Origin of the sequence: Candidatus Accumulibacter contiguus (assembly GCF_036625285.1) — a bacterium.
Lineage (GTDB): Bacteria > Pseudomonadota > Gammaproteobacteria > Burkholderiales > Rhodocyclaceae > Accumulibacter > Accumulibacter contiguus.
This window is the reverse complement of sequence record NZ_JAZKUC010000001.1, coordinates 1,943,754-1,966,343: the sequence shown is the minus strand read 5'-3', so window position 1 is coordinate 1,966,343 and position 22,590 is coordinate 1,943,754. Positions and strand designations below refer to the sequence as shown.

Here is a 22,590-nt window from a genome sequence, read left to right as displayed (position 1 = left end):
TGTGGCACCGCAGTAGCACTGGCTGCCGGCAGGGCGCGCATGCTGAATAAGCCGGTCGACGACCCGGATACCCCGGACAAGACTGATCCCGGCGTGCTCTCGTGGACCGAAGAGTTGCGTCGGGTGGCCGTGGCGGTCAGCAAGAAGGATCGCAATCCCGCCAGCAGTCGCCAGCAGATCTTCTACGTTCTGCACTGGACGCCGGATGCGCGCGGCTTCGGGGTCACCGTACGCAAGGGCCGCGATCCCGAGGGTGCGGACGAACTGTGGAGCATCGATCGCGCACTCAGCAAGCCACCGCGTTTCGTCAGTGACGACGATCGTCCGATTCTCCGCCTGTTGTGGGCCGATCGTTCCTTCGACACCGGTTTGCGGGCCTTCGGCCTGACGCCCCGGCACGGCGGCGAGGCGCTGCAACTGATGGCAGAGACCGGTCGGTTGTGCCGCGAGGATGACTTTTCGCCCTTGCTGCTGGCGGCGGCGCGTCCGGCTACGGTTGGCTGGCGAGCGAGCGGCGATGGGCGCCAGCTGCCGGTGTTGATGCCCGAACCCGCAGCCAGCCTGGTCGTTCCCTTGCAGGCTCCGTGGTACGTCGATCTCGAAAAGCACCAGCTCGGCCCGCTGCAGGTGCGTGGCAATCCGGCGGTCGTCGCGCGCCTGTTCTCGCTGCCGCCGCTGTCGGCGACGGCGGTGGCACTGGTTGGCGAAGCGCTCGCCGAATCGTCGCTGGAGTTGCCGAGCGACCCCGAACAGGCCAGCGTCAGCATGCGCAGCATCGTTGCCGAGCCGCTGCCGGTGTTGCGTCTGCAGACCCTGAAGACGCATGGCAACCGCAGCTGGCGTGAATACCCTGCGAACTACGGGGGAGGGCTTTTCGATGTCGCCCTGCCGGTTTTTCGCTATGCCGATGTCGAGGTAATCCCCGATGACGCGCGCGATTTCACGATGCTGGCCAGCGGGGAAACGGTCCAGGTCGAGCGTCGGCGAGCTCTCGAAGAGCAGTGGATGGACGAGTTGGCCGACTCCGGCCTCGAGAAAGTCGCGGGCTACGTGCTGCACACCTTTGGACGGCCGCCGGAAAATGCCTATGGCCTCGCTGAGGAGGGTATGTGGCCTCTCTTCATGCGCGATGAACTGGCGGGTCTGCGCGCAGCCGGCTGGCAGGTCGAGTTCGCCGAGGATTTTCGCCATCGTCTGCTCGATGTCGAGGCCTGGGACGCGGATCTCGTCGAAGCGGAGGGCGGCTGGTTCGACCTCGACATGGGCATCATCGTCGAAGGCGAACGTCTGCCGCTGGCACCGCTGCTCGCCGCCCTGTTCCGGCGTGACGCACGCTGGCTCGACGCCGGTCTGCTGGCGCAAATCGCCGACCAGGAGATGATCGAACTGGTGACGCCGGGCAGCCTGCGCGTGTGTGCGCCGGCCTGGCGTCTGAAGCCGCTGGCAGCGACGCTGATCGATCTCTTCGACAACTTTCCCGGAGGCAACAGCCTGCGTCTGTCGCGCTTCGACGCGCCGCGCCTGGCGGAACTCAACGACAGCAGTCGTTGGCAGTTCAAGGGACAGGGTGATGTGCTGGCGCTCGCCGAGCAGTTGACGGCCGCACAGGGAATCGGCCACATCGATCCGCCTGCCGGATTGGGGCTGGAACTGCGTCACTACCAGACCGAAGGTCTGGCCTGGTTGCAATTCCTGCGCGAACAGAATCTCGCGGGAATCCTCGCCGACGACATGGGTCTCGGCAAGACGGCCCAGACCTTGGCGCACCTGCTGCTCGAAAAGGAATCCGGACGGCTCGATCATCCGGCGCTGATCGTCCTGCCGACTTCGCTGATTTTCAACTGGAAGAACGAGGCGGCGCGTTTTGCACCGGGTCTGTCGATCCTGTCGCTGCACGGCCCCGAGCGCAAGAGCCGTTTTGCCGAAATCACGCGGCACGACGTGGTGCTGACCACCTACCCGCTGCTCTGGCGCGATGCCGCGGAGCTGACTCGGCACCGCTATCATCTGCTGATTCTCGACGAGGCGCAGACGGTCAAGAACGCGCGCAGCCAGGGTGCCGAAGTGGTGCGCAAGATCGTCGCCCGGCATCGTCTGTGCCTGACCGGCACCCCCCTGGAAAATCACCTGGGTGAGCTGTGGAGTCAGTTCGACTTCCTGTTGCCCGGGTTTCTCGGTAACAACCAGACCTTTACCAAGTACTGGCGGACGCCGATCGAAAAACAGGGGGATACCCAGCGCCGTGACCTGCTCGCGCGCCGGGTTCGCCCATTCATCCTGCGTCGCAAGAAAGAAGAGGTGGCGCGCGAGTTGCCACTGAAAACGATCATCGTGCGCAAGGTCGAACTGGTCGGCAGCCAGCGCGATCTCTACGAGACCGTGCGCGTCGCGATGGACGAGAAGGTTCGCGAGGAAATTGCCAGCAAGGGCTTCAACCGCAGCCAGATCGTCATCCTCGACGCGCTGCTGAAGCTGCGCCAGGTGTGCTGCGACCCGCGTCTGGTCAAGGCCAAGGCCGCCCAGAAAATCAAGGAGCGGGCCAAACTTGATCTGTTGATGACGATGTTGCCGGAGCAGGTCGAGGAAGGTCGGCGCATCCTGCTGTTCTCGCAGTTCACCAGCATGCTGGCACTGATTGAAAAGGAATTGAAGCTGGTCGGCCTCGACTATGTGATTCTCACCGGCGATACCCGCGACCGCGAGGAGCAGGTGCGCCGCTTCCAGGCCGGCGAAGTGCCGATCTTCCTGATCAGCCTGCGCGCGGGTGGTGTCGGACTGAATCTGACGGCGGCCGACACGGTCATCCACTACGATCCCTGGTGGAACCCCGCAGCGGAAAACCAGGCCACCGATCGCGCGCATCGTCTGGGTCAGGACAAGCCGGTTTTCGTCTACAAGTTGATCGTTGCCGGCAGCATCGAGGAGAAGATCCTGGCCCTCCAGGAGCGCAAGGCTGAACTTGCCGAACGCATTCTCTCGGCAGACCGCGGGGTCGATGCCAAGTTCGGTCGCGACGACATTGCTGCACTGTTCGCGCCGCTGCCGAACTGAACTGCCGACGGGAGGGATGGACCATGATCGATTGCCAGAAAGGGCAGACTGGTTTCCGGACACACTGGCGGGCACGATCGACGATCACCCGGCGAGCACCCGGCATGGCAAGGCTGGACAAGGGGCAGCCATGAACCGCGAGAGCGTTCTGCTGACCGATCTGTATCAACTCACCATGCTGCAGGCCTATTACGAGCGCGGCATGAACGAGGTGGCGGTATTCGAATTCTTTGTTCGCAAGCTGCCGGAGGAGCGCAATTTCCTGATTGCCGCAGGACTTGAGCAAGTTCTCGAGTATCTTGAGCAGGCTTGTTTTGCGGCCGATGAATTGCAGTGGCTACAGCACTGCGGTCGTTTCCGGGGCGATTTCGTCGGTTCGCTGGCCGATTGGCGCTTCTCCGGCGATGTTGATGCCTTGCCCGAGGGTACGCTGGTATTTCCCGATGAACCCTTGTTGCGCATCATAGCGCCGATGCGCGAGGCGCAACTGGTCGAGACGCGGATCATCAACCTGCTGCAGTTCCAGAGCATGGTCGCAGCGAAGGCTGCCCGTTGCGTGCTCGCCGCCGCGGGCCGGACGCTGGTAGACTTCGGTTTGCGGCGCGCACATGGCGCCGAGGCCGGTCTGCTTTCGGCGCGTGCGAGTTATCTTGCCGGCTTCACTGGTACGGCGACGGTGCTCGCCGGCATGCGCTGGGGAATTCCGCTCTTCGGGACGATGGCGCATTCGTATATCCAGGCGCATGCCAGCGAAACGCAGGCCTTCGAAAATTTTGCCCGTTCGCAGCCCGGCGGCACGACGCTCTTGATCGACACCTATGACACGGAAGAGGCGGCACGCAAGCTGGTGGCGCTGATGCCAAAACTGGCTGCTCCGAGCATCCAGGCCGTGCGCCTCGACAGCGGTGATCTGGGTGAGCACGCAAGACGCGTGCGCGCGATCCTCGATGCTGGTGGGCTATCGGAGGTGCGAATTTTTGCCAGCGGCAATCTCGATGAATACCGGATTCGCGATCTCTTGCAAAGTGGCGCGCCGATCGACGGCTTTGGCGTCGGAACGCGCATGAATACCTCCGCCGACAAACCCTATCTCGATTGCGCCTACAAGCTGCAGGAATATGCCGGTTCGCCGCGTCGCAAACGCTCGGAAGGCAAGGCCACCTGGCCCGGGCGCAAACAGATCCGGCGAGCGTACGGGGCGGATGGCAGGATGTCCGGAGACCTGCTGACGGTCGCCAGCAACAGCCACGAGCAGGACGATCTGCTGATCCCGGCCATGCGGCAGGGGCGGAGAGTCAAGCAATCGCCTGCTCTTGCGGACATCCGCGCGCGCGTGTGCGACGGTCTCGCCCGTTTGCCCGATCCCTTGCGCAGTCTGGATCCGGCGCCGGCGTATCCGGTAACGGTTTCGCAGGCCTTGCACTCGCTCGCGCTGGCCGCAGACCGCTCCGCCAGCAGGCAGTCCTGAGCGCAGGCAATCAGGATGAACGATCACACCTGTCTTTACGACCAGCAGCAACTGGCGAACGTGCTCGATGGCATGGCCGGTCGACTGCTGGGCTTGCTCGATGGACGCAGCGACGTGGTCCTGATCGGTATTCTCCGGCGTGGTGTGCCACTCGCCAGTTTGCTGGCCGAACGGCTGCTGCGGCTGGGAGTCCGGCCTGCCCAACGACTGCAACTGGAGGTGAAGCGTTACGGTGATGATCTCACGCTGCTCTACCCGCAAACCCTGCTCAGGGAAGATCCTGCCGAGACCGCTGCCGACCTTTCGGGAAAAACCGTGGTGGTGGTGGACGACGTGCTGTACCGCGGCCATTCGCTGCTGCGGGTGGCGCAATTCCTGGCGCTGCGAGGCGCGGCCGAGATCCGCAGCATGGTCCTGGTCGACCGTGGGGTGAGCCTGCTGCCGGTCCATGCCGATGTTACTGGGGTGCGGCTGCAGGTGGCCCCGGGCTCGATCATCGAAGTGCATGTGCCTCCCTATGAGAGCGATTTCTGCATCGAACTGGTCAGGCCCGACGCTCCTCATGACCCTTAATGTGAAAGTCGCGTCAGCGACTCACGAAACTCCCCTCTCCACTTGCTGGAGAGGGGTCGGGGGAGAGGGAAACGGTCATGACTTTCATGATCGGGGGTGCCTGGAAAAGTCATGACCGTTAGGCGCTCGCAGTCGGCGGGGACTCTGCCTGTTGCAATCGGTTCGCTCCTTTGGCAGGCACCTTTGGGGTATGTTAGACTGCTGCGCTCGCGGGCGGGGCCGTTGCGGCTTGCGGCAGCGCCGGCCGTCCTGATGCCTGCATCGATTGTCTGGCCAGCATTTGCGACATGCTGGCAGGATTGGCCGGAAAAGCCGGCTTTGCCGGTCGAAGACACGCAAGCCAGGCCGGGTCTCTGGCTTTTTCATTTCTTGCTGAGGTTATCATATGCCGGTTGTCACACTGCCTGACGGTTCACAAAGGGAGTTCGCAGAGTCTGTCACGGTTGCCGAGGTGGCGCAGAGCATCGGTGCCGGGCTGGCGCGCGCCGCCCTGGCGGGCAAGGTCGATGGTCGCCTGGTCGACACCTCATTCCAGATCACCACTGACGTGCAGCTTGGCATCATCACCGAGAAGGATCCCGAGGGCCTGGAGATCATCCGTCACTCGATGGCGCACCTGATGGCTTACGCGGTCAAGGAACTCTTTCCGGCGGCGCAAGTCACGATCGGTCCGGTCATCGAAGACGGTTTCTACTACGACTTCGCCTACGAGCGTCCGTTCACGCTTGACGACCTGGCGGCAATCGAGAAGCGCATGGCAGAACTCGCCAGGCGTGATCTGCCGGTGCAGCGCGAGGTCTGGCAGCGCGACGACGCCATCGCTTTCTTCCAGTCGATCGGCGAACACTACAAGGCGGAACTGATCAATGCCATTCCGCCCGGTCAGGAAGTCTCGCTCTATCGCGAGGGTGATTTTGTCGACCTCTGCCGCGGCCCGCACGTCCCTTCGACGGGCAGGTTGAAGGTGTTCAAGCTGATGAAACTGGCGGGCGCCTACTGGCGCGGTGACCATCGCAACGAGCAACTGCAGCGGATCTACGGGACGGCCTGGGCCAGGAAGGAAGATCAGGAGGCCTACCTGCACATGCTCGAGGAGGCCGAGAAACGGGACCATCGCAGGCTCGGTCGGCAACTCGACCTGTTTCATCTTCAGGACGAAGCGCCGGGAATGGTGTTCTGGCATCCAAAGGGGTGGACGATCTGGCAGGAAGTCGAACAGTATATGCGTGGCGTCTATCGGGACAATGGCTACCAGGAAGTGAAGTGTCCGCAGATTCTCGACCGTACCCTTTGGGAAAAATCCGGGCACTGGGAGAACTTCAAGGACCACATGTTCTCCACCGAGTCGGAAAAGCGCGAGTACGCGATCAAGCCGATGAACTGTCCAGGACACATCCAGATTTTCAACACCGGGCTGCGCAGTTACCGCGACCTCCCCCTGCGTTATGGTGAATTTGGTTCCTGCCATCGCAACGAGCCCTCGGGTGCGCTGCACGGAATCATGCGCGTGCGCGGCTTCACCCAGGACGATGGCCATATTTTCTGCACCGAGGATCAGATACAGGACGAAGTCACTGTCTTCAATGATCTGGTGCGCAAAGTGTATGCCGATTTCGGTTTTCACGAGGTGACGGTCAAGCTGGCATTGCGCCCGGAAAAGCGCGTCGGCTCGGATGCGGTATGGGACAAGGCTGAACTTGCCTTGCGCGCCGCACTCAAGGCCTCCGGTCTGGCGTGGGAGGAATTGCCGGGTGAGGGGGCTTTTTACGGTCCGAAGATCGAATTTCACATCAAGGACGCCATTGGGCGATCCTGGCAGTGCGGCACGATGCAGGTCGACTTCTCGATGCCGCAGCGTCTCGACGCCGAATTTGTCGGCGACGACAATTCACGCCACACGCCGGTGATGCTGCATCGCGCTATTCTGGGTTCGCTGGAGCGTTTTATCGGAATGCTCATCGAGAACTGCACGGGTGCGCTGCCTTTGTGGCTCTCACCGGTGCAGATCGTGGTCCTGAATATCTCGGAAAAGCAGGCCGATTACGCTGCGCATGTTGCAAAAACACTACGTCAGGCTGGTCTGCGTGTCGAGTGTGATTTGCGCAACGAAAAAATTACCTATAAAATACGCGAACATAGCTTGAACAAGTTGCCCTATCAAATTGTCGTCGGCGACAAGGAAGTGGCAGCCAATCTGGTAGCCGTGCGAACACGCGGGGGTCGGGATCTCGGGCAAATGTCCATCGAGGCTCTGGCCAGACAACTTCTGGATGAAGTTGCGGCGCGAAGTGGCACGGCTTAACTTTTGTCGAAACAAGGAGTGGACCCATCGCACTGCAAAAGGCGCAACGCGTTAACGAAGAAATCAACGCACCGGAAGTTCGTCTCGTCGGGGTAGATGGCGAGCAGCTGGGAGTCATGAGTGTCAGGGCGGCATTGGCACTGGCCGAGGAAGCGGGAGTCGACCTGGTCGAGATTGCCCCGATGGCACAGCCGCCGGTTTGCCGCATCGTCGATTTCGGCAAGTTCAAGTACCAGGAACAGAAGCGTCAGCACGAGCAGAAGCTCAAGCAGAAGCAGGTACAGGTGAAGGAAGTCAAGTTTCGTCCCGGTACCGACGAGAACGACTACCAGATCAAGCTGCGCAACATGATTCGCTTCCTTGATGAAGAAGACAAGGTCAAGGTGACCTTGCGCTTTCGGGGCCGGGAAATGGCGCACCAGGATATTGGCATGCGTCAGATCGAACGGATCAAGACCGATCTGCAGGAACTGGCGTTGGTTGAGCAGATGCCGAAGATGGAAGGCCGCCAGATGGTCATGGTGCTCACCCCGAGCAAGAGAAAGTAGCCACCGATTCAACCGCTTGTAGAGAAACGGTGAAACACAAGTGCTGCCGGGTCGAAAGTGCTCCCGTCGGGGGACACCCGCCAGCATGTTTATAAACAGGAGCATTCAATGCCCAAGATGAAGACCAAGAGTGGAGCGAAAAAGCGCTTCACGATCAGTTCCAGCGGCCGCATCAAGCGTTCGCATGCGTACAAGCGACACATTCTGACCAAGAAGGACACCAAGACCAAGCGCCAGTTACGCGGCGTGACCGAGGTGCATCACGCTGACAAGGCCATGGTTCGTGCCATGCTGCCTTACGCTTAGGGAGATCAAAGATGCCTCGCGTCAAACGTGGTGTAACGGCGCACGCGCGCCACAAAAAAATTCTCGACCTGGCCAAGGGGTACCGCGGTCGCCGCAAAAACGTCTACCGTGTCGCCAAACAGGCGGTCATGAAGGCCGGGCAGTATGCCTACCGCGACCGCCGGCAAAGGAAGCGTCAGTTCCGCAGCCTCTGGATTGCGCGCATCAACGCAGCAGCCAGGGAACTCGGCATGAAGTACAGCACTTTCATGAATGGTCTCAAGAAGGCGCAGATCGAGGTCGACCGCAAGGTACTGGCTGATCTGGCCGTTTTCGACAAGCCGGCTTTTGCTGCTCTGGCCGTGCAGGCCAAGGCCCAACTCGCCCCCTAGGCGGTACGAGCGTCAAGAAAGGAGGCGCAAGCCTCCTTTTTTTCGGTGAACCATGCACAACCTCGATCAAATAGTCCACGCAGCGTCGGCCGCCTTTGCGGCGACCGATGACCCTGACGCGCTTGAGCAAGTCAAGGCCAGTTACCTCGGCAAGAGCGGCGAGATCACTGGATTGCTCAAGGGATTGGCCAAACTTCCGCCGGACCAGCGCAAGACCGCTGGTGCGGCCATCAATCACGCCAAGGACGCGGTCGAAGCAGCACTCGCTGCGCGTCGCGAAGCGCTGCGGCAGATGGCGTTGCAGGCGCGTCTGGCCGAGGAAGCGCTGGACGTGACCCTGCCGGGTCGCGGACAGGCACGCGGTGGCCTGCATCCCGTGACGCGCACACTCGAACGTATCGAGGCCCTGTTTGCTTCGATCGGTTTCGAAGTCGCCGACGGCCCCGAGATCGAGGCCGACTTCCAGAACTTCACGGCGCTGAACACCCCCGCGGATCACCCGGCCCGCTCGATGCACGACACCTTCTATCTGCAGGATGAGGCGGGCGGGGTAGCCGAGGGCGTATTGCTGCGTACGCATACCAGCCCGATCCAGGTTCGCTACATGCAGGCGCATGTCGCCAGACATGCCGGTCGGGAAAGCATGCCGGAGATTCGGGTCATTGCGCCGGGACGCGTGTACCGGGTCGATTCCGATGCCACGCATTCGCCGATGTTTCATCAGGTCGAAGGTCTGTGGATCGGCGAGAACGTCAGCTTTGCTGACTTGAAGGGGGTCATCAGCGATTTCCTGCGCCGTTTTTTCGAGAACGATGATCTGCAGGTGCGTTTTCGCCCCTCGTTTTTTCCTTTTACGGAACCCTCGGCCGAGATCGACATGGCCTTCATGAGCGGTACCTTGAAGGGGCGCTGGCTGGAAATTGCCGGTTGCGGCATGGTCCATCCGAATGTCTTGCGGCACGTCAACATCGACCCCGAGAAGTATCTCGGTTTTGCCTTCGGCATGGGGCCCGATCGACTGACGATGCTGCGCTATGGGGTCAATGACCTGCGCCTGTTTTTCGATGGTGACCTGCGCTTCCTGCGGCAGTTCGTATGACCTTCCTCCGGACATTGAGCCGTCATGAAATTCTCTGAATCCTGGCTTCGCAGTTTCGTCGATCCCGCTTGCACGGGTCATGAATTCTCGCACCTGCTGACCATGGCTGGCCTCGAAGTGGAGGAGGAAGAGACGGTCGCACCGTTCTTCGACCAGGTCGTCGTTGGCCATCTGCTCGCTGTCGACAAGCATCCCGACGCCGACCGCCTCAATGTTTGCCGGGTCGATGTCGGTACCGGCGAGGTGCTGCAAATCGTCTGCGGAGCGCCCAACGCGGCTGCTGGCATCAAGGTGCCGTGCGCACTGCCCGGTGCCGAATTGCCGGGTGGCTTCAGGATCAAGGTCGCCAAGGTGCGCGGCGTCGAGTCGTTTGGCATGCTCTGCTCGGCCAGGGAACTGGGTATTGCGGAAGACGCCTCTGGCTTGCTGGTGCTAGGCGACGATGCGCCGCCAGGCGAGGATATCCGCCGCCATCTTGATCTCGATGATCGTCTGCTGACCCTCAAGCTGACGCCGAACCGGGCAGACTGCCTGTCTCTCGAAGGGCTTGCTCGCGAGGTCGCGGCGCTGACCGGTACTCCGGCCCGCTTTATCGAAGTCACGGCAGTTGCAGCCACCATCGAGAGCACGCGCGCGCTCTTGCTGGACGCCCCCGAAGCTTGCCCGCGCTACTGCGGCCGGGTGATCGCCGGGGTCGATGCCAGAGCCGCGACGCCGGACTGGATGCGCCGTCGTCTCGAGCGCAGCGGTATCCGCCCGATTTCGGCACTGGTCGATATCACCAACTACGTGATGCTCGAAGTGGGACAGCCGCTGCATGCTTTTGACAATACCCGTCTGAGCGGGACCATTCACGCCAGGATGGCGCGCCCGGCAGAAACGATCCTGCTGCTCAACGAGCAGAAGCTGCAACTGCAGGCCGACGTCTTGTTGATTGCTGACGATCAACGTCCGCTGGCGATGGGGGGCATCATGGGCGGCGAGGAAAGCGGCATTACTCTGGCGACTACCGAGGTGTTCCTCGAAGCCGCCTTCTTTGCGCCAGCCGCGATCGCCGGCCGTGCCCGTCGCTACGGCTTCGTTTCGGACGCCTCACATCGTTTCGAACGTGGTGTCGATTTTGGCGGTACACGGCGTGCGTTGGAGCGCGCAAGCCAGTTGGTCATTGATATCTGCGGCGGCCAGGCCGGGCCAGTCAGTGAGGCACTGGCTACCTTGCCCGTGCGCCAGCCGGTTCGCCTGCGCCCGGCGCGGGTTGCCAAGGTGCTTGGGGTGCCGTTTACGAGCGAGCGCATAGCCGAGCTGTTTGCTCGTCTCGACCTGTCGTTTGCCCGCGACGGTGACGATTTCATCGTCACGCCGCCGAGCCATCGTTTCGATATCGAGATCGAGGAAGACCTGATCGAGGAGATCGCCCGCCTGCATGGCTACGAGAACATTCCGTCGCCGGCTCCGCAGGGTTTGCTGTCGATGTTGCCGCAGACCGAGCAGGCGCGGCCTCTGGCGCGTGTTCGACAGATGCTGGCTGACTGCGGCTATCAGGAAGTGGTCAACTTCGCCTTCGTCGAAGAAGCCTGGGAAGCCGATTTTGCCGGCAACGATCAGCTCATTCGACTGGCCAATCCGATCGCCAGCCAGTTGAGCGTCATGCGTTCGTCCTTGCTCGGGGGGCTGCTGGCCAATCTGGCAAGCAACCTCAAGCGCAGGCAGAGCCGTGTTCGCCTGTTCGAGACCGGACGCTGTTTCTTCCGCGATCCGCAGGGTGGTCCGGTCGCCGGTTTTCGTCAGCCCTGGAAGCTGACCGCACTGGCTTACGGCACTGCCTTTCCGGAGCAGTGGGGCTGTGCAGCGCGCAACGTCGATTTCTTTGACGTCAAGGCTGACCTGGAACTGCTGCTCGCGCCGATCGACGTCCGCTTCGACAAAGCGCTGCATCCCGCGCTGCATCCTGGCCGGAGTGCGCGGGTGATGGTCGTTGGCAAGGCCGTGGGTTTTATCGGGGAATTGCATCCACAGTGGCAGCAGAAATATGAGTTGCCGCTGCCGCCGGTGTTTTTCGAAATTGATCTCGATGCCGTGACGATGGCCCGGGTTCCGCAATACGCCGAGGTTTCCCGTCAGCCGCCGGTCATACGGGATATGGCGGTAGTCGTTGATCTGGCACTGGAACTTCAGCAACTGATCGCTGGATTGGCTGCCAATCGGCCAGCCATCGTGCGGGAAATCCGTCTGTTCGATGTCTATGTCGGGCGCGGGGTTGAGGTCGGCAAGAAAAGCCTTGCCTTCCGCATAATGATGCAAGATACTCAAAAAACGTTGCTCGAAGCCGAAGTCGAGGCCGCCATGCAGCAACTGGTGACCTATCTGCAAGCGGCATTTGCAGCGCAGCTGCGCGTCTGAGAAGGGAAAGGAATGACGCTTACCAAGGCAGAACTCGCCGACCTGTTGTTCGAGAAGGTCGGCCTCAACAAGCGTGAGGCCAAGGACATGGTCGAGGCTTTTTTCGAAGAAATCCGGAATGCCCTGGAGCGTGGTGATGGGGTAAAGCTTTCGGGATTCGGAAACTTTCAGTTACGCGACAAGCCGCAGCGACCAGGCCGCAATCCCAAGACCGGTGAAGAAATTCCGATCACCGCACGACGAGTGGTTACTTTTCATGCCAGTCAGAAACTGAAGGCCGAGGTGGAGCACGCTTATGATGGAAGTCAGTCATAAAGAACCAGGGCAAGAGCCTTTGCCGGCTATTCCAGCCAAGCGATACTTCACGATTGGCGAGGTCAGCGAGCTGTGCGGCGTCAAACCGCACGTCCTGCGTTACTGGGAACAGGAATTCTCGCAGCTCAAGCCAGTGAAGCGCCGAGGCAACCGCCGTTATTACCAGCATCATGAAGTTCTGCTGGTGCGTCGGATTCGGGAGCTTCTTTACAGCCAGGGCTTCACGATCAGCGGCGCGCGCAACCGGCTCGACGATGCCGGGACAGAGTCAGGTGCCAGTTCATCTCTCCTGGCACCTGAAGTGCTGCGCGCCGAGCTGTTGAGCATCGCAGAATTGCTGCGTCCATGCGAGTAGTGAAGCATTTTCGGTTATAATCAAAACTTGTCGGGGCGTGGCGCAGCCTGGTAGCGCACTTGCATGGGGTGCAAGGGGTCCCGAGTTCGAATCCCGGCGCCCCGACCAATCGAATCAAGAGCTTAGAGTAAGAAAGAAACCGGCCAAGTGCCGGTTTCTTGTTTTGCGGTACGGTTGGCGGTACGGTTTGCCAACTGCTACCGTACCGCTTCCCGATTTACCGGCCGATTGATACGCGTGTCTCGAACCGTCCTTTCTGCCGATAGGCCTCAAGATTGACGCCCTGTAGCTCGGACACCCGCTTGTAATCGACGTTGCCCTGCTTCCAGAAGCGAGTCACGGAGACACCGAAACCGGCCTCGCTCGGATGGGTGCTCAGTTCGAGCAAACGATCCTTCGCTGACTCAAGTCGTGCAACCAGTGCATCGGCGTCACGCTTCAAGCTCACGTACGCCTCTGCCGCCAGCCGCCAGTCTTCGTCCTTGCGGATCACCTTGTCCCGCTCGGTCAGTTCCGGTGGCGTGTCCGATTCCAGGCAGCGCATGAAGCCGTCCCAGCCCTGTTGTATCAGCTTCCAGCGAGCGGGGTCCGGCGCCACTTCGAACAGGAGGCCCTCCTGCTGCTCACCGTCAAAGACGTACAGATGCGCCATTGTCGCCTTCGATACCATCAACTGGTGTTCGATCTGCCAGTCGTAGTGTGCGGGAATCTGGCCATCGGCAACGGCCTTCCAGAGGGTTGAAGCGCATCCTTTCACCGGGCACTTGATCTCCAGAATCAGATCGCCGTCGAAGGTCAGCCCGTCGAGACTCGCTGAGTACAAACCGTCAGCCAATACCAGCGGCTGCATGACATGGCCGGTGAGAGCCTCGTAGGCAGCGCGGGCCTGTGGCTCCAGCGCCGTACCGCGCGCCATGGCCGCATTGACCTCGGGCTGCCGGCGACCGGTGCGCAGTTCCCACAGTTGATAGGGCGTCTGCCACGGAGATGCCCCCATTACCACCGCGGTTTCGGAGGCGTTGCGATACTTCGCCCGGTGCTCGTGCCATTCCGGGCTGCCCTGGACCAGTTTGACGATGGTGGTCATCACGCGGCCCTCCGCTTCTTCGTTTCAAGTGCCGCGATGACACGGGTCACCTCGCTCCTGGGAATGGTCTCCAGCGAGTCGAAGCCAAAGTACGCCAGCAACTGTGCGACCTGGGTGCCCGTCTCGGCGATCAGCCGCTCGATGAACTTCTTCTGGGCAGCGGTCAGGAAATGCTCGGATCCCGGCTGCGGGGTTTCACGATCCTCCTTGGTTGGCAGATTCGTGACCTTGGCCGCTGTAGCGGTGCGCCTGGGCTTGACCACAGGTACCGGAACCTCGGGGCTTCCCTCGCCGGTCTTGCTGGCGTTGCCTGCATCCTCCAGGTCAGGCAGGTCCTCGCCAGCGTAGATCGAAAGCCCCAGCCCATGTAACGCGATGGCCTTGACCAGGCAGCGCTGGATCGAGGTATTGATGTCGAACGGCGTCGGCGCCAGGATCGGCCGGTTCTTGTTGTCCAGGACCGGATGAATCTGACTCAGTGTCACGCTTTGCACCGTCACCGCGACCTCGACGAAGAAGCCGAGATCGCTCGACAGGTACGGCAGCCCGTCGAAGCGGCGCACCTCCCAACTGGCGTCAGGATCGGCGAGCCGCAGTTGTGCCACGGCGAAGGGCCAGCTCAGGTACGAGAACAGGCCTTTCTTCTCGACGTGCTTCGACACATCGATCTGGAACAGGCGACGGAAGGGATTGGTTGAATGGGACGTGTTTTCCATGATGAACTCCAAAAAGGAACGCGAGAAACGACAACGCCCGACCGGCACAGGGCCAGGTCGGGCGTTGTCAGGGAACCGCCGGAATGGCGGCGATCAGGGTTGCGACGTTGTCAGATTTATTGACCGCATCAATGTCGCCCAACAGTCTTGTGGTGATTGCGGGAAGCCATGCCGGTCACCGGCAGAGCCTGCCCAGCGCCCTGGGGTGCAGGGACAGATCGCGTATCGGTGAAGAGATTGCCCAATACGTCAGCAGCACCGACGGGAGATCAGCGCAGCCGGGAAATCCGGGAGGTTTCCACAGGCTTTTTCGACGATCTATCCACAGAATTTGTGGATGAGCCGGCTCTCCACAGCCTGTCCTCAGCTTTGTCCACAGAATTGCCCACAGCGTCTGTACGCTTCAGGCAGCGAGCGGCATGGCGTCGGCCGGGGTGATCAGCCCGGCGTGTTCAAGCAGATAGTCGGCTGCCTTCTGGGCTTGCGCGGAAGCGGTGAACACCGCGCGCTTGTCGCGCTTGAGGACTTCCAGCCAACTGGCGATGTAGTTCGCGTGCTGCACCTGAACTTCAAGCCGGCAGTGCGCGGCCAGGAAGGCCGCGCCCATCTCGGCGATCAGCTCTTCCATCGCGTACGCCGATTCGCCAAAGCGCTTGCCGAGCTTCCTGCCGAGGCGAGAGGCGTGGCCCGTCCAGTGGCAAAGCTCATGGAGTGCCGTGCTGTAGTAACTCGCCTGGTCCCTGAAGGAGGAACGGAGCGGCAGGTAGATGAGATCGTTGGGGGGCGAGTAGAAGGCCCGGAAGCCGCCATGACGAATCTCGGCGCTGGAACACTCGATGATCCGCTCGGCGATCTCGGAAGGTTCCCAGGCGGGTCCCGTGTCCGGCGCCGCCCGGTATTCATTGGGCAAGCCATCGACCTGGTCCAGATTGAAGACGTGGAAGACCTTGAGCAGCGGCAGGAGCCGCTTCTCGGAATCGTCGCCCTCGGCGAGTGCTTCGCTGTCGGCCTTCTCGACCTGCCGTAATTCGTAGTAGATGATGGCCGAGCTGCGCTCGCCCTTGCGGACATGGCCGCCAAGCTGCAGCGCTTGCCGGAAGGTCAGCCACTGGTGAGTGGTGTAGCCGCGGCAGAACGCTTCCAGGCCCAGGACGATGGTATTGATGCCGCGATAGGGGCGCTGCGAGAGCGCATTGCGCGGGAACGGATCGTCGCCGCCGGCTTCCAGTTCGGCGATGATCTTGTCGGTGATGCTTTGATAGATGTCGTTCATTGCGAGTCTCCAAAAAGGAACGCCCCAGCCGGGGATGACCCGGACTGGGGCGCGAAAGGGATGGAAGGAAGGGAAAGATCGCCTGCAGGCTATCTCAGCAGGCGCAGGCTGTAACGCAGGATCAGGCGGACCCCCTGGCGTCCGGCTTCACCGGTGGCGGCAGCGAGGAGGACCCAGCGCAGCGACTGGTTGCCGCGTTTCACACGTCGAGGCGGATGCGTCCCGGATAGTAGTTCTGGCCGTCCGCGTAGCCGATCAGGCGTTTCAGGCCCGAGGTCGCCAGGCTGGTCAGCAGACCCGCCACCGTCGCTGCCATCACACCGCTGAAGGTGCCCCAGTGAATCAGAAGGACCAGCAGCGTCACCGCCAGGTCGAGCAGCAGGTCGTGCTTGAGTGCCCGCAGCATGGTTCGCCGGGGGAGTTTCGCCAGCAGCAGTGCGCCCGCGAGAAAGATCGTGAAACCGGTGGTCAGCATGATCTTTCTCCTTCAGGCGTTTGGGCGGGAGGACTCCTCCCACGCGTCACGGACATCGGAGGCTGCTTGACCGACGATGCCGGGCACCGTCTTGGCGGCTGCTATCGTCGCGCGCACGAAGCGGAAGGTCACGAGCGCGGCGCTCTTGATGAGGCGCGTTTCGCTCTCGGCAACGGTCGGCGTGAGGGGGATGGGTTGAACCTGGGTTTTCATGGGGTTGCTCCTTTTGAAGGTACCAATGGAAAGCGGCACCGCTCCAGAGGAGACGATGCCGCTACGGGTGTGAGGATCAGGGCGGTTGTCCTGGACCTCGACTACGGGGAAGGCTGGCGGCTACGTTGAGCGCAGCGCCAGACCGACGCAACGGGGAACGACGTTTGTCCGGAGAACGGACGAAGAAAAAGGAGTCTCTTGATCTAGAGGCTAAAGAGACTCCTTTTTCGGGGAAGAGAAAGCGAATCCGAACCGGCGGGCGGGTTTGTGGGAAGGGGGGATGGGTAAGGGCCAATGCTCTCAACCTATCAGAACATAGTCATACCCCGTTTTTGTAAGCATGTGATAAATGTGGTTTTTTGGTGAAATTTCTGGGAGATGACCTGTTTGGTTTTATCTGGACGAGGTTCTTGATGAGTTCGTCGAAGACGGAGGCGACATTGTCGAGAGCATTGATGCCCTGGAGGAGCCAGCGTCCGAGGGTGCGCTTGATGCGAGAGAAGGTGTCGCCGCGGTTGATGAAGTAGCGTGCGCGGGTATTGGGATCGAGGGATTCACTGGCGGCATGGACGGCCAGGGCATTGAGGTTGTCGCAGAGGATTTTTGCGCCGAAGTCTTGTTGTGCGGCCAGCCAGGACATGCCCGACAGGTGTTCGAGGGCCAGACGGTGCTTGAGCCGTTTGAAGGCTTCCTCAATTCTCCAGCGGGAGTGATAGAGCGCCCCGAAGGCGGCGGCGGGGTAGGCATCCAGATCGAGGAGCGAGGTCACGAGAACGCGCACCTTGTGGCCGAACACCTGGCGAATGAGTCGAACCTGGCAAGGAGTGCGGGCAATTTCGTAATCGAGCGCGTCCTGTTTGCAGGGGGCTGGCAGGGTGACGATTTGCTCAAGCAGGCCGGATCGGCGGAATGTCTTGATGACGTTGAAATTGAGGCTGTCGACCCGCATGCAGAAATGGAGTTTTCGCTGCCACAAGGCGGCGAAGAGCCAGTAGGCTGGGTAACCGCGGTCGAGCACGAGGAGGTCATTGTGGCGGAGTTTGTCGAGGTGTTCGAAGAGCATCTGGCGCTCGCCGACGTCGGTGGAGTAGAGCCTGGCGGCCAGGGTCATTTCGATCCCGGGCAGATAGAGCGCGAAGCCTTTGGCCTCGATCTTGTGGCGGACGGAGCGCTTGCCGTCACGGGTCTTGCCGAACAGGGTCAGGTGCAAGTCCGTGGCATCGCCGGCGACGACGCGCAGCCCGTGCCAGAGAGGAAAGCCGAACTGCGCATCGACCAGGGTGAGGAAATGATCGTTGAGAAGCGAGAAGGCGGCGGCCGACACCTGCTTCCGGGCTTTGGCAAAGGCCTGCGCCGAGACTTCTCGTGCCAGGTCGGCGCGGTTCGCCAGGTTGGCGAAGAAGGCGTCCAGTTCAGACTGCACTTTGGACGTGTACCCACCGAGCAGGCAGGCGATCAGGCGGGGAAAACTGAGGATGCCTGTTCGGGAGAAAGCCTTCTCCGTCAAACGCGACTGAATGAAAAAAGCTTGAGAAAAAAGGAAGTTAGAGAACGAGTCAACGACATTGACATAAAGATCTTGGCATATAAAATCTTACCTGGGTATCAAGGGGATAGGCATTTTGCCAGGAGCCTGCCCGACGTGCAACCGGGTATCTGACCGTTGATCAAATTATGACAATGGCGCGTTACGTTGAGAGCATTGGGGTAAGGGCGCGAGCGGGTGCGCCCTAATTTTTGCAAAAATTAATTTATGTCCTTGCCACCTGAGTTCGACAGATAGCAGATAACTTATTGACTTCTAATGCCTTAATGTGTCACCACAAAGAGCGTTATTTTATAAAATAAACAACTTAGGCAAGAAATCTATAATTCAAGTTACCAATGCTGAACCGTAGCAGAGGGCATGGAAAAACCTTGCGCAACCCAGGCGTGGCCATGAAAGAAGCGACTATCCCAATGCAGCAATAGAGCATTGACTGGGGGTGCCGCAGTCAAAGATAATCGGCATTACGAATCTGAATTTCTTCACTTTCGGGGCCTTTGCATATGTTCACCCTGCCGACTCGCGACACCAACGCAGCCCACTTTGCTGATTGCTTACCTGGGTTCTGGGCAAAAGAGTCGGGCAACGATCAGTTCGGCTGTTGGGCGGTGCTTGGTCTTGACGACCTACGCCAAGTATTTCGCTGGATCCCTGCGGGGCGTTTCCTGATGGGTTCGCCAGAAAGCGCAACAGAACGTTGTGACAACGAAATGCTGCACCAAGTAACGTTAAGCCGGGGCTTCTGGCTGGCTGACACGGCCACCACACAAGCTTTCTGGCAGGCAGTGATGGGATGGAATCCTAGTCAATTCCAGGATGACCCACGCAACCCGGTTGAGAGTGTTAGTTGGTTAGACGTGATGGCGTTCATCGATGAACTTAACAGGCGGGTGCCGGGGCTACTGGCACGGCTGCCAAGCGAGGCCGAATGGGAATACGCCTGCCGTGCTGGTACAACGACCTCATTCTCGTTCGGCGACAACATCACACTGGACCAAGTCAACTGCAACCTCAATTATCCCTACGCCGGTGTACGGAAGGAGCGGAGCCGCGAGCGGACCGTCCCAGTTGGCTCGTTGCCGGCAAATCCGTGGGGTCTCTATGAAATGCACGGTAACACCAATGAATGGTGTGCGGATTGGTATGCCAAATACCAAGCGCGACCGCAGACCGACCCGCACGGCCCGCCGTTTGGCAAAGAACGTGTGCTGCGCGGCGGGTCGTGCTGGGACCCGGTCGGTTGCGCTCGTAGCGCCTCCCGCAGCAGGAATGTGCCTACCGACAACCTCTATCACGTGGTCGGCTTCAGGCTCGCACTAAGTCAAGGGGAACCGACTGGTATAGAGAGTCCTGTATAAGGGTATGCTCATAGCGTGGCACTTGCGGAAAGACACAGGCATTCGATCGCGAACAAACCCCATTGTATCTGCATGAGGACAACCGTTATTTCAAAATTTTAGGTGAAACTGGCTGGAAAATTTTTTTTATTGAGTTCGTCCGCCCTGCGAAGGTGGTGACCGCAATCGGGTTTAATTTATATCGCTTGTTTTCAAACATCCCTCATGAACGACTTATCTATAGATTTCCTCAAACCTCGCAGCAGGAGCCTTCCCGAGCCTATCCATAACCCGTCTCTTCAAAAAAAGTCTTCTGAGGCCCGCTTCGTTTATCAGAAGATTCTGAATCATTTCCCCGATGTCATCTCCGCCTGGGTATCCCTCCCATCTTTCTAGGTAGCCATCCCGAAAACGTTCGGCCGTAACCGAACAAAAATTTTGTGAACCACCTAAATACTCTACGCTTATCTCAATCTCGCCGAAATACACGTCACTAACGATTATTTTCTCAAACCCTAAACTGCTCCCGTCTTGTTTTCTTGGAGCCAGTGTCAACCTAAAGCCTAGCAGATCGAGTTTTGTTGCAAGATCCAAAGTAAACGGACGTAATTGCCATCTGTGCATCGTTTCCCTATTCTCTATTAACGGCCCTAGCTTCCATAATCTTCGCTTTAGCCCCAGATCTCTCTCCAATATAGTAATCATCTCAATTTCATCGTTGTCTGCATAGGATTTAACGGCGATATCAAACCGCTGTATCGATTTGCTCAAGCCGCTTGTGCCAGGTTCGCTTGCTATGGCGCTGTAATTCACATGGATGTATTCCCAAGTATGCAAATGCCAACAGGCCGGAAGATATTCTGAAATAATGTGAAGCTTATCACGCCATACGAAGAACCAAACTTGATTTTTAGTGGAAACAAAAGAGTAAGGAATATCCAGAATAATTTTGTTCAGTCTGTCCGCAACGGTCTTCCGGACCAGTGCAAACTGGGCTTCAGTGGCATCGCATGACGGTACTTCATTGTCAGAAACCTCATTTGTTTCGTAGCTATCTGCGTTTCGAGCTGACACCGAAGGGTCATCAACCACAACCAACGTGGGAAAATTGCCGAACCCGTCTCGCCGCTCCTTTTTCCATTGAAGATAACCCTGCAACGCATCGTCACGGTCCATCTCAGACTCGACCGGAGATGTACATTGTAGAATATAAATTTTGTTGAATCGGCGCACTTGGCTCACCGACATCAATTCGCGAACCGGATCACCATGACTGTTGCGGCTTACATTGCCAGTGTATTCAGAAAACCTTCCAAATACTGAGAATTTATCGCTTTCCTCGCTCTCTAGAAACTCATCATGAACAATAATGTTGCCATTAGTAGGTCCATTTGATCGTATACGACGAACCCATAAATGCCCCATTTTCTCAATTTCGCTGTTCCAGGCTTCCCTCTGGAGACGCCTCTCCTCAAGGCGCAGCCTTTCCTGTTCGGCTGTGCTTATCCTGTTGCGAAAGAACTCTTGGAAACGTCCTTCTCTCTCAGATCGAAGTTTTTCTGCCCATTCTGACAAATCCTTTGCGCTACCCCAACTGGTCGGTATTGTTGACAGGCACTGGCGGACGGCCCATTTGACGGTCTCACAAGTTCTCTCATCGATATAGTCAAGTGCACATTTACCGTGCCAACCGACATCTTGGGGATAGGCACCGTTGGCAAGCAGCAATTGGATAGAGTCCAATGAATTGTTGTTGATAGCCGCCACCAGCGGTGAAATTCCATCCGAGCACCAAGTATTTGGGTTGGCCCCTGCAGCTAGGATACAAGAGGCCAGATCAATATCGTCTTTCTCGATTGCATGGGTGAGAGGGCCAACTCCAATCCTGCGACTAGGTTTCTTTACAATCTCACCTGCTTCGGGTTCAAACCACCAATCCAAATCGATTTCAGGGTGATTTATTAGTGCGAGCGCAGCGCCACGGCATCCGTTTTCAATCGCACTATTTATCGGTATCGTTGGGTCATCGGTACCCCTAAGATTTGGGTCGGCTCCAAATTCTAGCAAACTAGCCGTGATTTGCGCTGCGCTATCTTGGTTAAGTGGTGTGCCTGAAAAAAGAAGCCTCGTAAGCGCAATCTGGAGCGGCGTGCTATAGCCTAATGGAGAGCCGTTTGGATTGGCTCCTCCTTGAAGGAAGAGCATGGCTAAGCTAGGCTTTCCCCAATAGCACGCATGCCACAGTGCGGAGAGGCTGCCGCATGGTCCTTCGGGTTCAATAATAGCGCCTGCTGATAACAGATCGTTGATAAAGCTGTCGGGGCTGTTCCATCGGAGTGCCCACAGCAGCGGTGTAATAAAGCTATTATGCGGGTTATGCACCACCGCCGAAAGCTCCATTACATCGACACTGCTTCTACCCAGCACCGGGTAATTGGGGTCGGCACCATGGTGCAATAGAGTGTTCCCGACCGTACAGGCGCCATGTCGAATAGCCAAGAACAGGAGAGGATCCCCTGTAGAGCGTGTATTGATTGGATTGGCAGCTTCAAGGGAGTACAGGTTTGTTACCCAGTCATATTCGATGCACGCGTTGGGGCTCCAGCCGTTTTGTAGGAAGGCTCGGACGCGCGTACTATCATCGGCCTTGATTGCATCGAGAAGCAGGGTGATCGCGTCTGACTGTTGCTCCGCGCGCCTTTCTTCCGCACTCTTCAAGAAGTCAAACATCTGCGTAAACTCCTCCAATCCGACCAATGGCCAATAGGAAGCTATTTTATGCTTGAAGCGACCCGATTAAGCGGTCATCAAAAAGTTCTCCGTGCTTCCGTGCCCGGTTTGCCGAGGCCCGTAGCCTTCTGAAGATCGGAGAACTTATCCGAGGGCGCTTAGACAATCGGCGTAGGGGTGATGGTTTGGAGGGAAGGCCAAGGCGTTCGGGTGTTGATCGACTGACGATCAGATGACAGCGTGGTACCCGGTCCGAGGCCTCTTACTGGAATCACGGGGAGCAAGGGTATAGAGCATCCGAGCCAGATACGGAGGCCCAACGCAGGCGGCAGACAGCGCCAGCACTGTCGACAGCAGGCGATCTGTTGCCGCACCATCGCTAGCGACCCAAAAAGCTACTGTAAAGTCACCTTTGATTACTTCTA

19 protein-coding genes and 1 tRNA gene are annotated in these 22,590 nt (G+C 59.1%); 13 read left to right on the top strand and 7 right to left on the bottom strand.

What is annotated here, in order from left to right:
* The first annotated feature begins 39 nt into the window (after window positions 1-39).
* From V5B59_RS09615 to V5B59_RS09560, 12 genes are all read left to right on the top strand, one after another.
* Window positions 40-3,051: a DEAD/DEAH box helicase gene (locus tag V5B59_RS09615; protein ID WP_169070550.1), complete on the top strand. Its 3,012-nt coding sequence runs from the start codon at window positions 40-42 to the stop codon at window positions 3,049-3,051.
* A gap of 130 nt (window positions 3,052-3,181) precedes the next feature.
* On the top strand, window positions 3,182-4,519 hold the full coding sequence (locus tag V5B59_RS09610) for a nicotinate phosphoribosyltransferase (RefSeq protein ID WP_034909949.1): 1,338 nt from the start codon (window positions 3,182-3,184) through the stop codon (window positions 4,517-4,519).
* 15 nt (window positions 4,520-4,534) lie between these two features.
* Entirely contained in the window at window positions 4,535-5,092 is a 558-nt protein-coding gene (locus V5B59_RS09605; protein ID WP_034909947.1) for a bifunctional pyr operon transcriptional regulator/uracil phosphoribosyltransferase PyrR, read from the top strand.
* Between the two features lie 385 nt (window positions 5,093-5,477).
* Window positions 5,478-7,394 (top strand): threonine--tRNA ligase, encoded by a 1,917-nt coding sequence (gene thrS / locus V5B59_RS09600; protein ID WP_332351832.1) that lies wholly within the window; start codon window positions 5,478-5,480, stop codon window positions 7,392-7,394.
* Window positions 7,395-7,420: 26 nt separating this feature from the next.
* The gene (gene infC / locus V5B59_RS09595) at window positions 7,421-7,942 is read left to right on the top strand and encodes a translation initiation factor IF-3 (protein ID WP_169070556.1); all 522 of its coding nucleotides are present in this window, start codon (window positions 7,421-7,423) and stop codon (window positions 7,940-7,942) included.
* Window positions 7,943-8,050: 108 nt separating this feature from the next.
* Complete coding sequence (gene rpmI, locus V5B59_RS09590) at window positions 8,051-8,248, top strand: 50S ribosomal protein L35 (protein ID WP_034915699.1); 198 nt, start codon at window positions 8,051-8,053, stop codon at window positions 8,246-8,248.
* Between the two features lie 11 nt (window positions 8,249-8,259).
* The gene (gene rplT, locus V5B59_RS09585) at window positions 8,260-8,619 is read left to right on the top strand and encodes a 50S ribosomal protein L20 (RefSeq protein WP_034915702.1); all 360 of its coding nucleotides are present in this window, start codon (window positions 8,260-8,262) and stop codon (window positions 8,617-8,619) included.
* A 52-nt stretch (window positions 8,620-8,671) separates the two neighbouring features.
* Complete coding sequence (gene pheS / locus V5B59_RS09580) at window positions 8,672-9,718, top strand: phenylalanine--tRNA ligase subunit alpha (protein WP_034915704.1); 1,047 nt, start codon at window positions 8,672-8,674, stop codon at window positions 9,716-9,718.
* A gap of 24 nt (window positions 9,719-9,742) precedes the next feature.
* Window positions 9,743-12,118: a phenylalanine--tRNA ligase subunit beta gene (gene pheT / locus V5B59_RS09575; RefSeq protein WP_332351831.1), complete on the top strand. Its 2,376-nt coding sequence runs from the start codon at window positions 9,743-9,745 to the stop codon at window positions 12,116-12,118.
* A 12-nt stretch (window positions 12,119-12,130) separates the two neighbouring features.
* Window positions 12,131-12,433 (top strand): integration host factor subunit alpha, encoded by a 303-nt coding sequence (locus tag V5B59_RS09570; protein WP_034915708.1) that lies wholly within the window; start codon window positions 12,131-12,133, stop codon window positions 12,431-12,433.
* Window positions 12,417-12,788 carry a MerR family transcriptional regulator gene (locus V5B59_RS09565; RefSeq protein WP_034915710.1) on the top strand — a complete coding sequence of 124 codons (372 nt, stop codon included), beginning with the start codon at window positions 12,417-12,419 and terminating at the stop codon, window positions 12,786-12,788. The genes V5B59_RS09570 and V5B59_RS09565 overlap by 17 nt, the downstream gene beginning before the upstream one ends.
* 31 nt (window positions 12,789-12,819) lie before the next feature.
* Window positions 12,820-12,896: transfer RNA gene (locus V5B59_RS09560), tRNA-Pro, on the top strand.
* 109 nt (window positions 12,897-13,005) lie between these two features.
* On the opposite strand, the gene V5B59_RS09555 is transcribed toward V5B59_RS09560, so the two are convergent.
* The 6 genes from V5B59_RS09555 to V5B59_RS09530 form a co-directional block, all read right to left on the bottom strand.
* Window positions 13,006-13,875, bottom strand: a complete 870-nt coding sequence (locus V5B59_RS09555) for a YqaJ viral recombinase family protein (RefSeq protein WP_169070551.1) — start codon at window positions 13,873-13,875, stop codon at window positions 13,006-13,008.
* Window positions 13,875-14,591 carry a DUF1071 domain-containing protein gene (locus V5B59_RS09550; protein ID WP_169070552.1) on the bottom strand — a complete coding sequence of 239 codons (717 nt, stop codon included), beginning with the start codon at window positions 14,589-14,591 and terminating at the stop codon, window positions 13,875-13,877. Before V5B59_RS09550 ends, V5B59_RS09555 begins: the two co-directional genes overlap by 1 nt.
* A gap of 403 nt (window positions 14,592-14,994) precedes the next feature.
* A complete protein-coding gene (locus tag V5B59_RS09545) occupies window positions 14,995-15,864 on the bottom strand; it encodes an ArdC family protein (protein WP_169069647.1) in 870 nt (289 codons plus the stop codon).
* Between the two features lie 199 nt (window positions 15,865-16,063).
* A complete protein-coding gene (locus tag V5B59_RS09540; protein WP_034909542.1) occupies window positions 16,064-16,339 on the bottom strand; it encodes a hypothetical protein in 276 nt (91 codons plus the stop codon).
* A 12-nt stretch (window positions 16,340-16,351) separates the two neighbouring features.
* Window positions 16,352-16,552, bottom strand: a complete 201-nt coding sequence (locus V5B59_RS09535; RefSeq protein ID WP_169072245.1) for a hypothetical protein — start codon at window positions 16,550-16,552, stop codon at window positions 16,352-16,354.
* 319 nt (window positions 16,553-16,871) lie between these two features.
* The gene (locus tag V5B59_RS09530) at window positions 16,872-18,059 is read right to left on the bottom strand and encodes an IS4 family transposase (RefSeq protein WP_332351557.1); all 1,188 of its coding nucleotides are present in this window, start codon (window positions 18,057-18,059) and stop codon (window positions 16,872-16,874) included.
* Between the two features lie 542 nt (window positions 18,060-18,601).
* Here V5B59_RS09530 and V5B59_RS09525 point away from each other — a divergent pair.
* Window positions 18,602-19,456: a formylglycine-generating enzyme family protein gene (locus tag V5B59_RS09525; RefSeq protein ID WP_332351830.1), complete on the top strand. Its 855-nt coding sequence runs from the start codon at window positions 18,602-18,604 to the stop codon at window positions 19,454-19,456.
* Window positions 19,457-19,669: 213 nt separating this feature from the next.
* On the opposite strand, the gene V5B59_RS09520 is transcribed toward V5B59_RS09525, so the two are convergent.
* Complete coding sequence (locus tag V5B59_RS09520) at window positions 19,670-22,165, bottom strand: ankyrin repeat domain-containing protein (RefSeq protein WP_332351829.1); 2,496 nt, start codon at window positions 22,163-22,165, stop codon at window positions 19,670-19,672.
* Between the last annotated feature and the right edge of the window lie 425 nt (window positions 22,166-22,590).

Coding starts and splice junctions, on each gene's coding strand:
- V5B59_RS09615 (WP_169070550.1), top strand. CDS start 40: ATGCTGAATAAGCCGGTCGACGACCCGGATACCCCGGACAAGACTGAT.
- V5B59_RS09610 (WP_034909949.1), top strand. CDS start 3,182: ATGAACCGCGAGAGCGTTCTGCTGACCGATCTGTATCAACTCACCATG.
- V5B59_RS09605 (WP_034909947.1), top strand. CDS start 4,535: ATGAACGATCACACCTGTCTTTACGACCAGCAGCAACTGGCGAACGTG.
- thrS (WP_332351832.1), top strand. CDS start 5,478: ATGCCGGTTGTCACACTGCCTGACGGTTCACAAAGGGAGTTCGCAGAG.
- rpmI (WP_034915699.1), top strand. CDS start 8,051: ATGCCCAAGATGAAGACCAAGAGTGGAGCGAAAAAGCGCTTCACGATC.
- rplT (WP_034915702.1), top strand. CDS start 8,260: ATGCCTCGCGTCAAACGTGGTGTAACGGCGCACGCGCGCCACAAAAAA.
- pheS (WP_034915704.1), top strand. CDS start 8,672: ATGCACAACCTCGATCAAATAGTCCACGCAGCGTCGGCCGCCTTTGCG.
- pheT (WP_332351831.1), top strand. CDS start 9,743: ATGAAATTCTCTGAATCCTGGCTTCGCAGTTTCGTCGATCCCGCTTGC.
- V5B59_RS09570 (WP_034915708.1), top strand. CDS start 12,131: ATGACGCTTACCAAGGCAGAACTCGCCGACCTGTTGTTCGAGAAGGTC.
- V5B59_RS09565 (WP_034915710.1), top strand. CDS start 12,417: ATGGAAGTCAGTCATAAAGAACCAGGGCAAGAGCCTTTGCCGGCTATT.
- V5B59_RS09555 (WP_169070551.1), bottom strand. CDS start 13,875: ATGACCACCATCGTCAAACTGGTCCAGGGCAGCCCGGAATGGCACGAG.
- V5B59_RS09550 (WP_169070552.1), bottom strand. CDS start 14,591: ATGGAAAACACGTCCCATTCAACCAATCCCTTCCGTCGCCTGTTCCAG.
- V5B59_RS09545 (WP_169069647.1), bottom strand. CDS start 15,864: ATGAACGACATCTATCAAAGCATCACCGACAAGATCATCGCCGAACTG.
- V5B59_RS09540 (WP_034909542.1), bottom strand. CDS start 16,339: ATGCTGACCACCGGTTTCACGATCTTTCTCGCGGGCGCACTGCTGCTG.
- V5B59_RS09535 (WP_169072245.1), bottom strand. CDS start 16,552: ATGAAAACCCAGGTTCAACCCATCCCCCTCACGCCGACCGTTGCCGAG.
- V5B59_RS09525 (WP_332351830.1), top strand. CDS start 18,602: ATGTTCACCCTGCCGACTCGCGACACCAACGCAGCCCACTTTGCTGAT.
- V5B59_RS09520 (WP_332351829.1), bottom strand. CDS start 22,165: ATGTTTGACTTCTTGAAGAGTGCGGAAGAAAGGCGCGCGGAGCAACAG.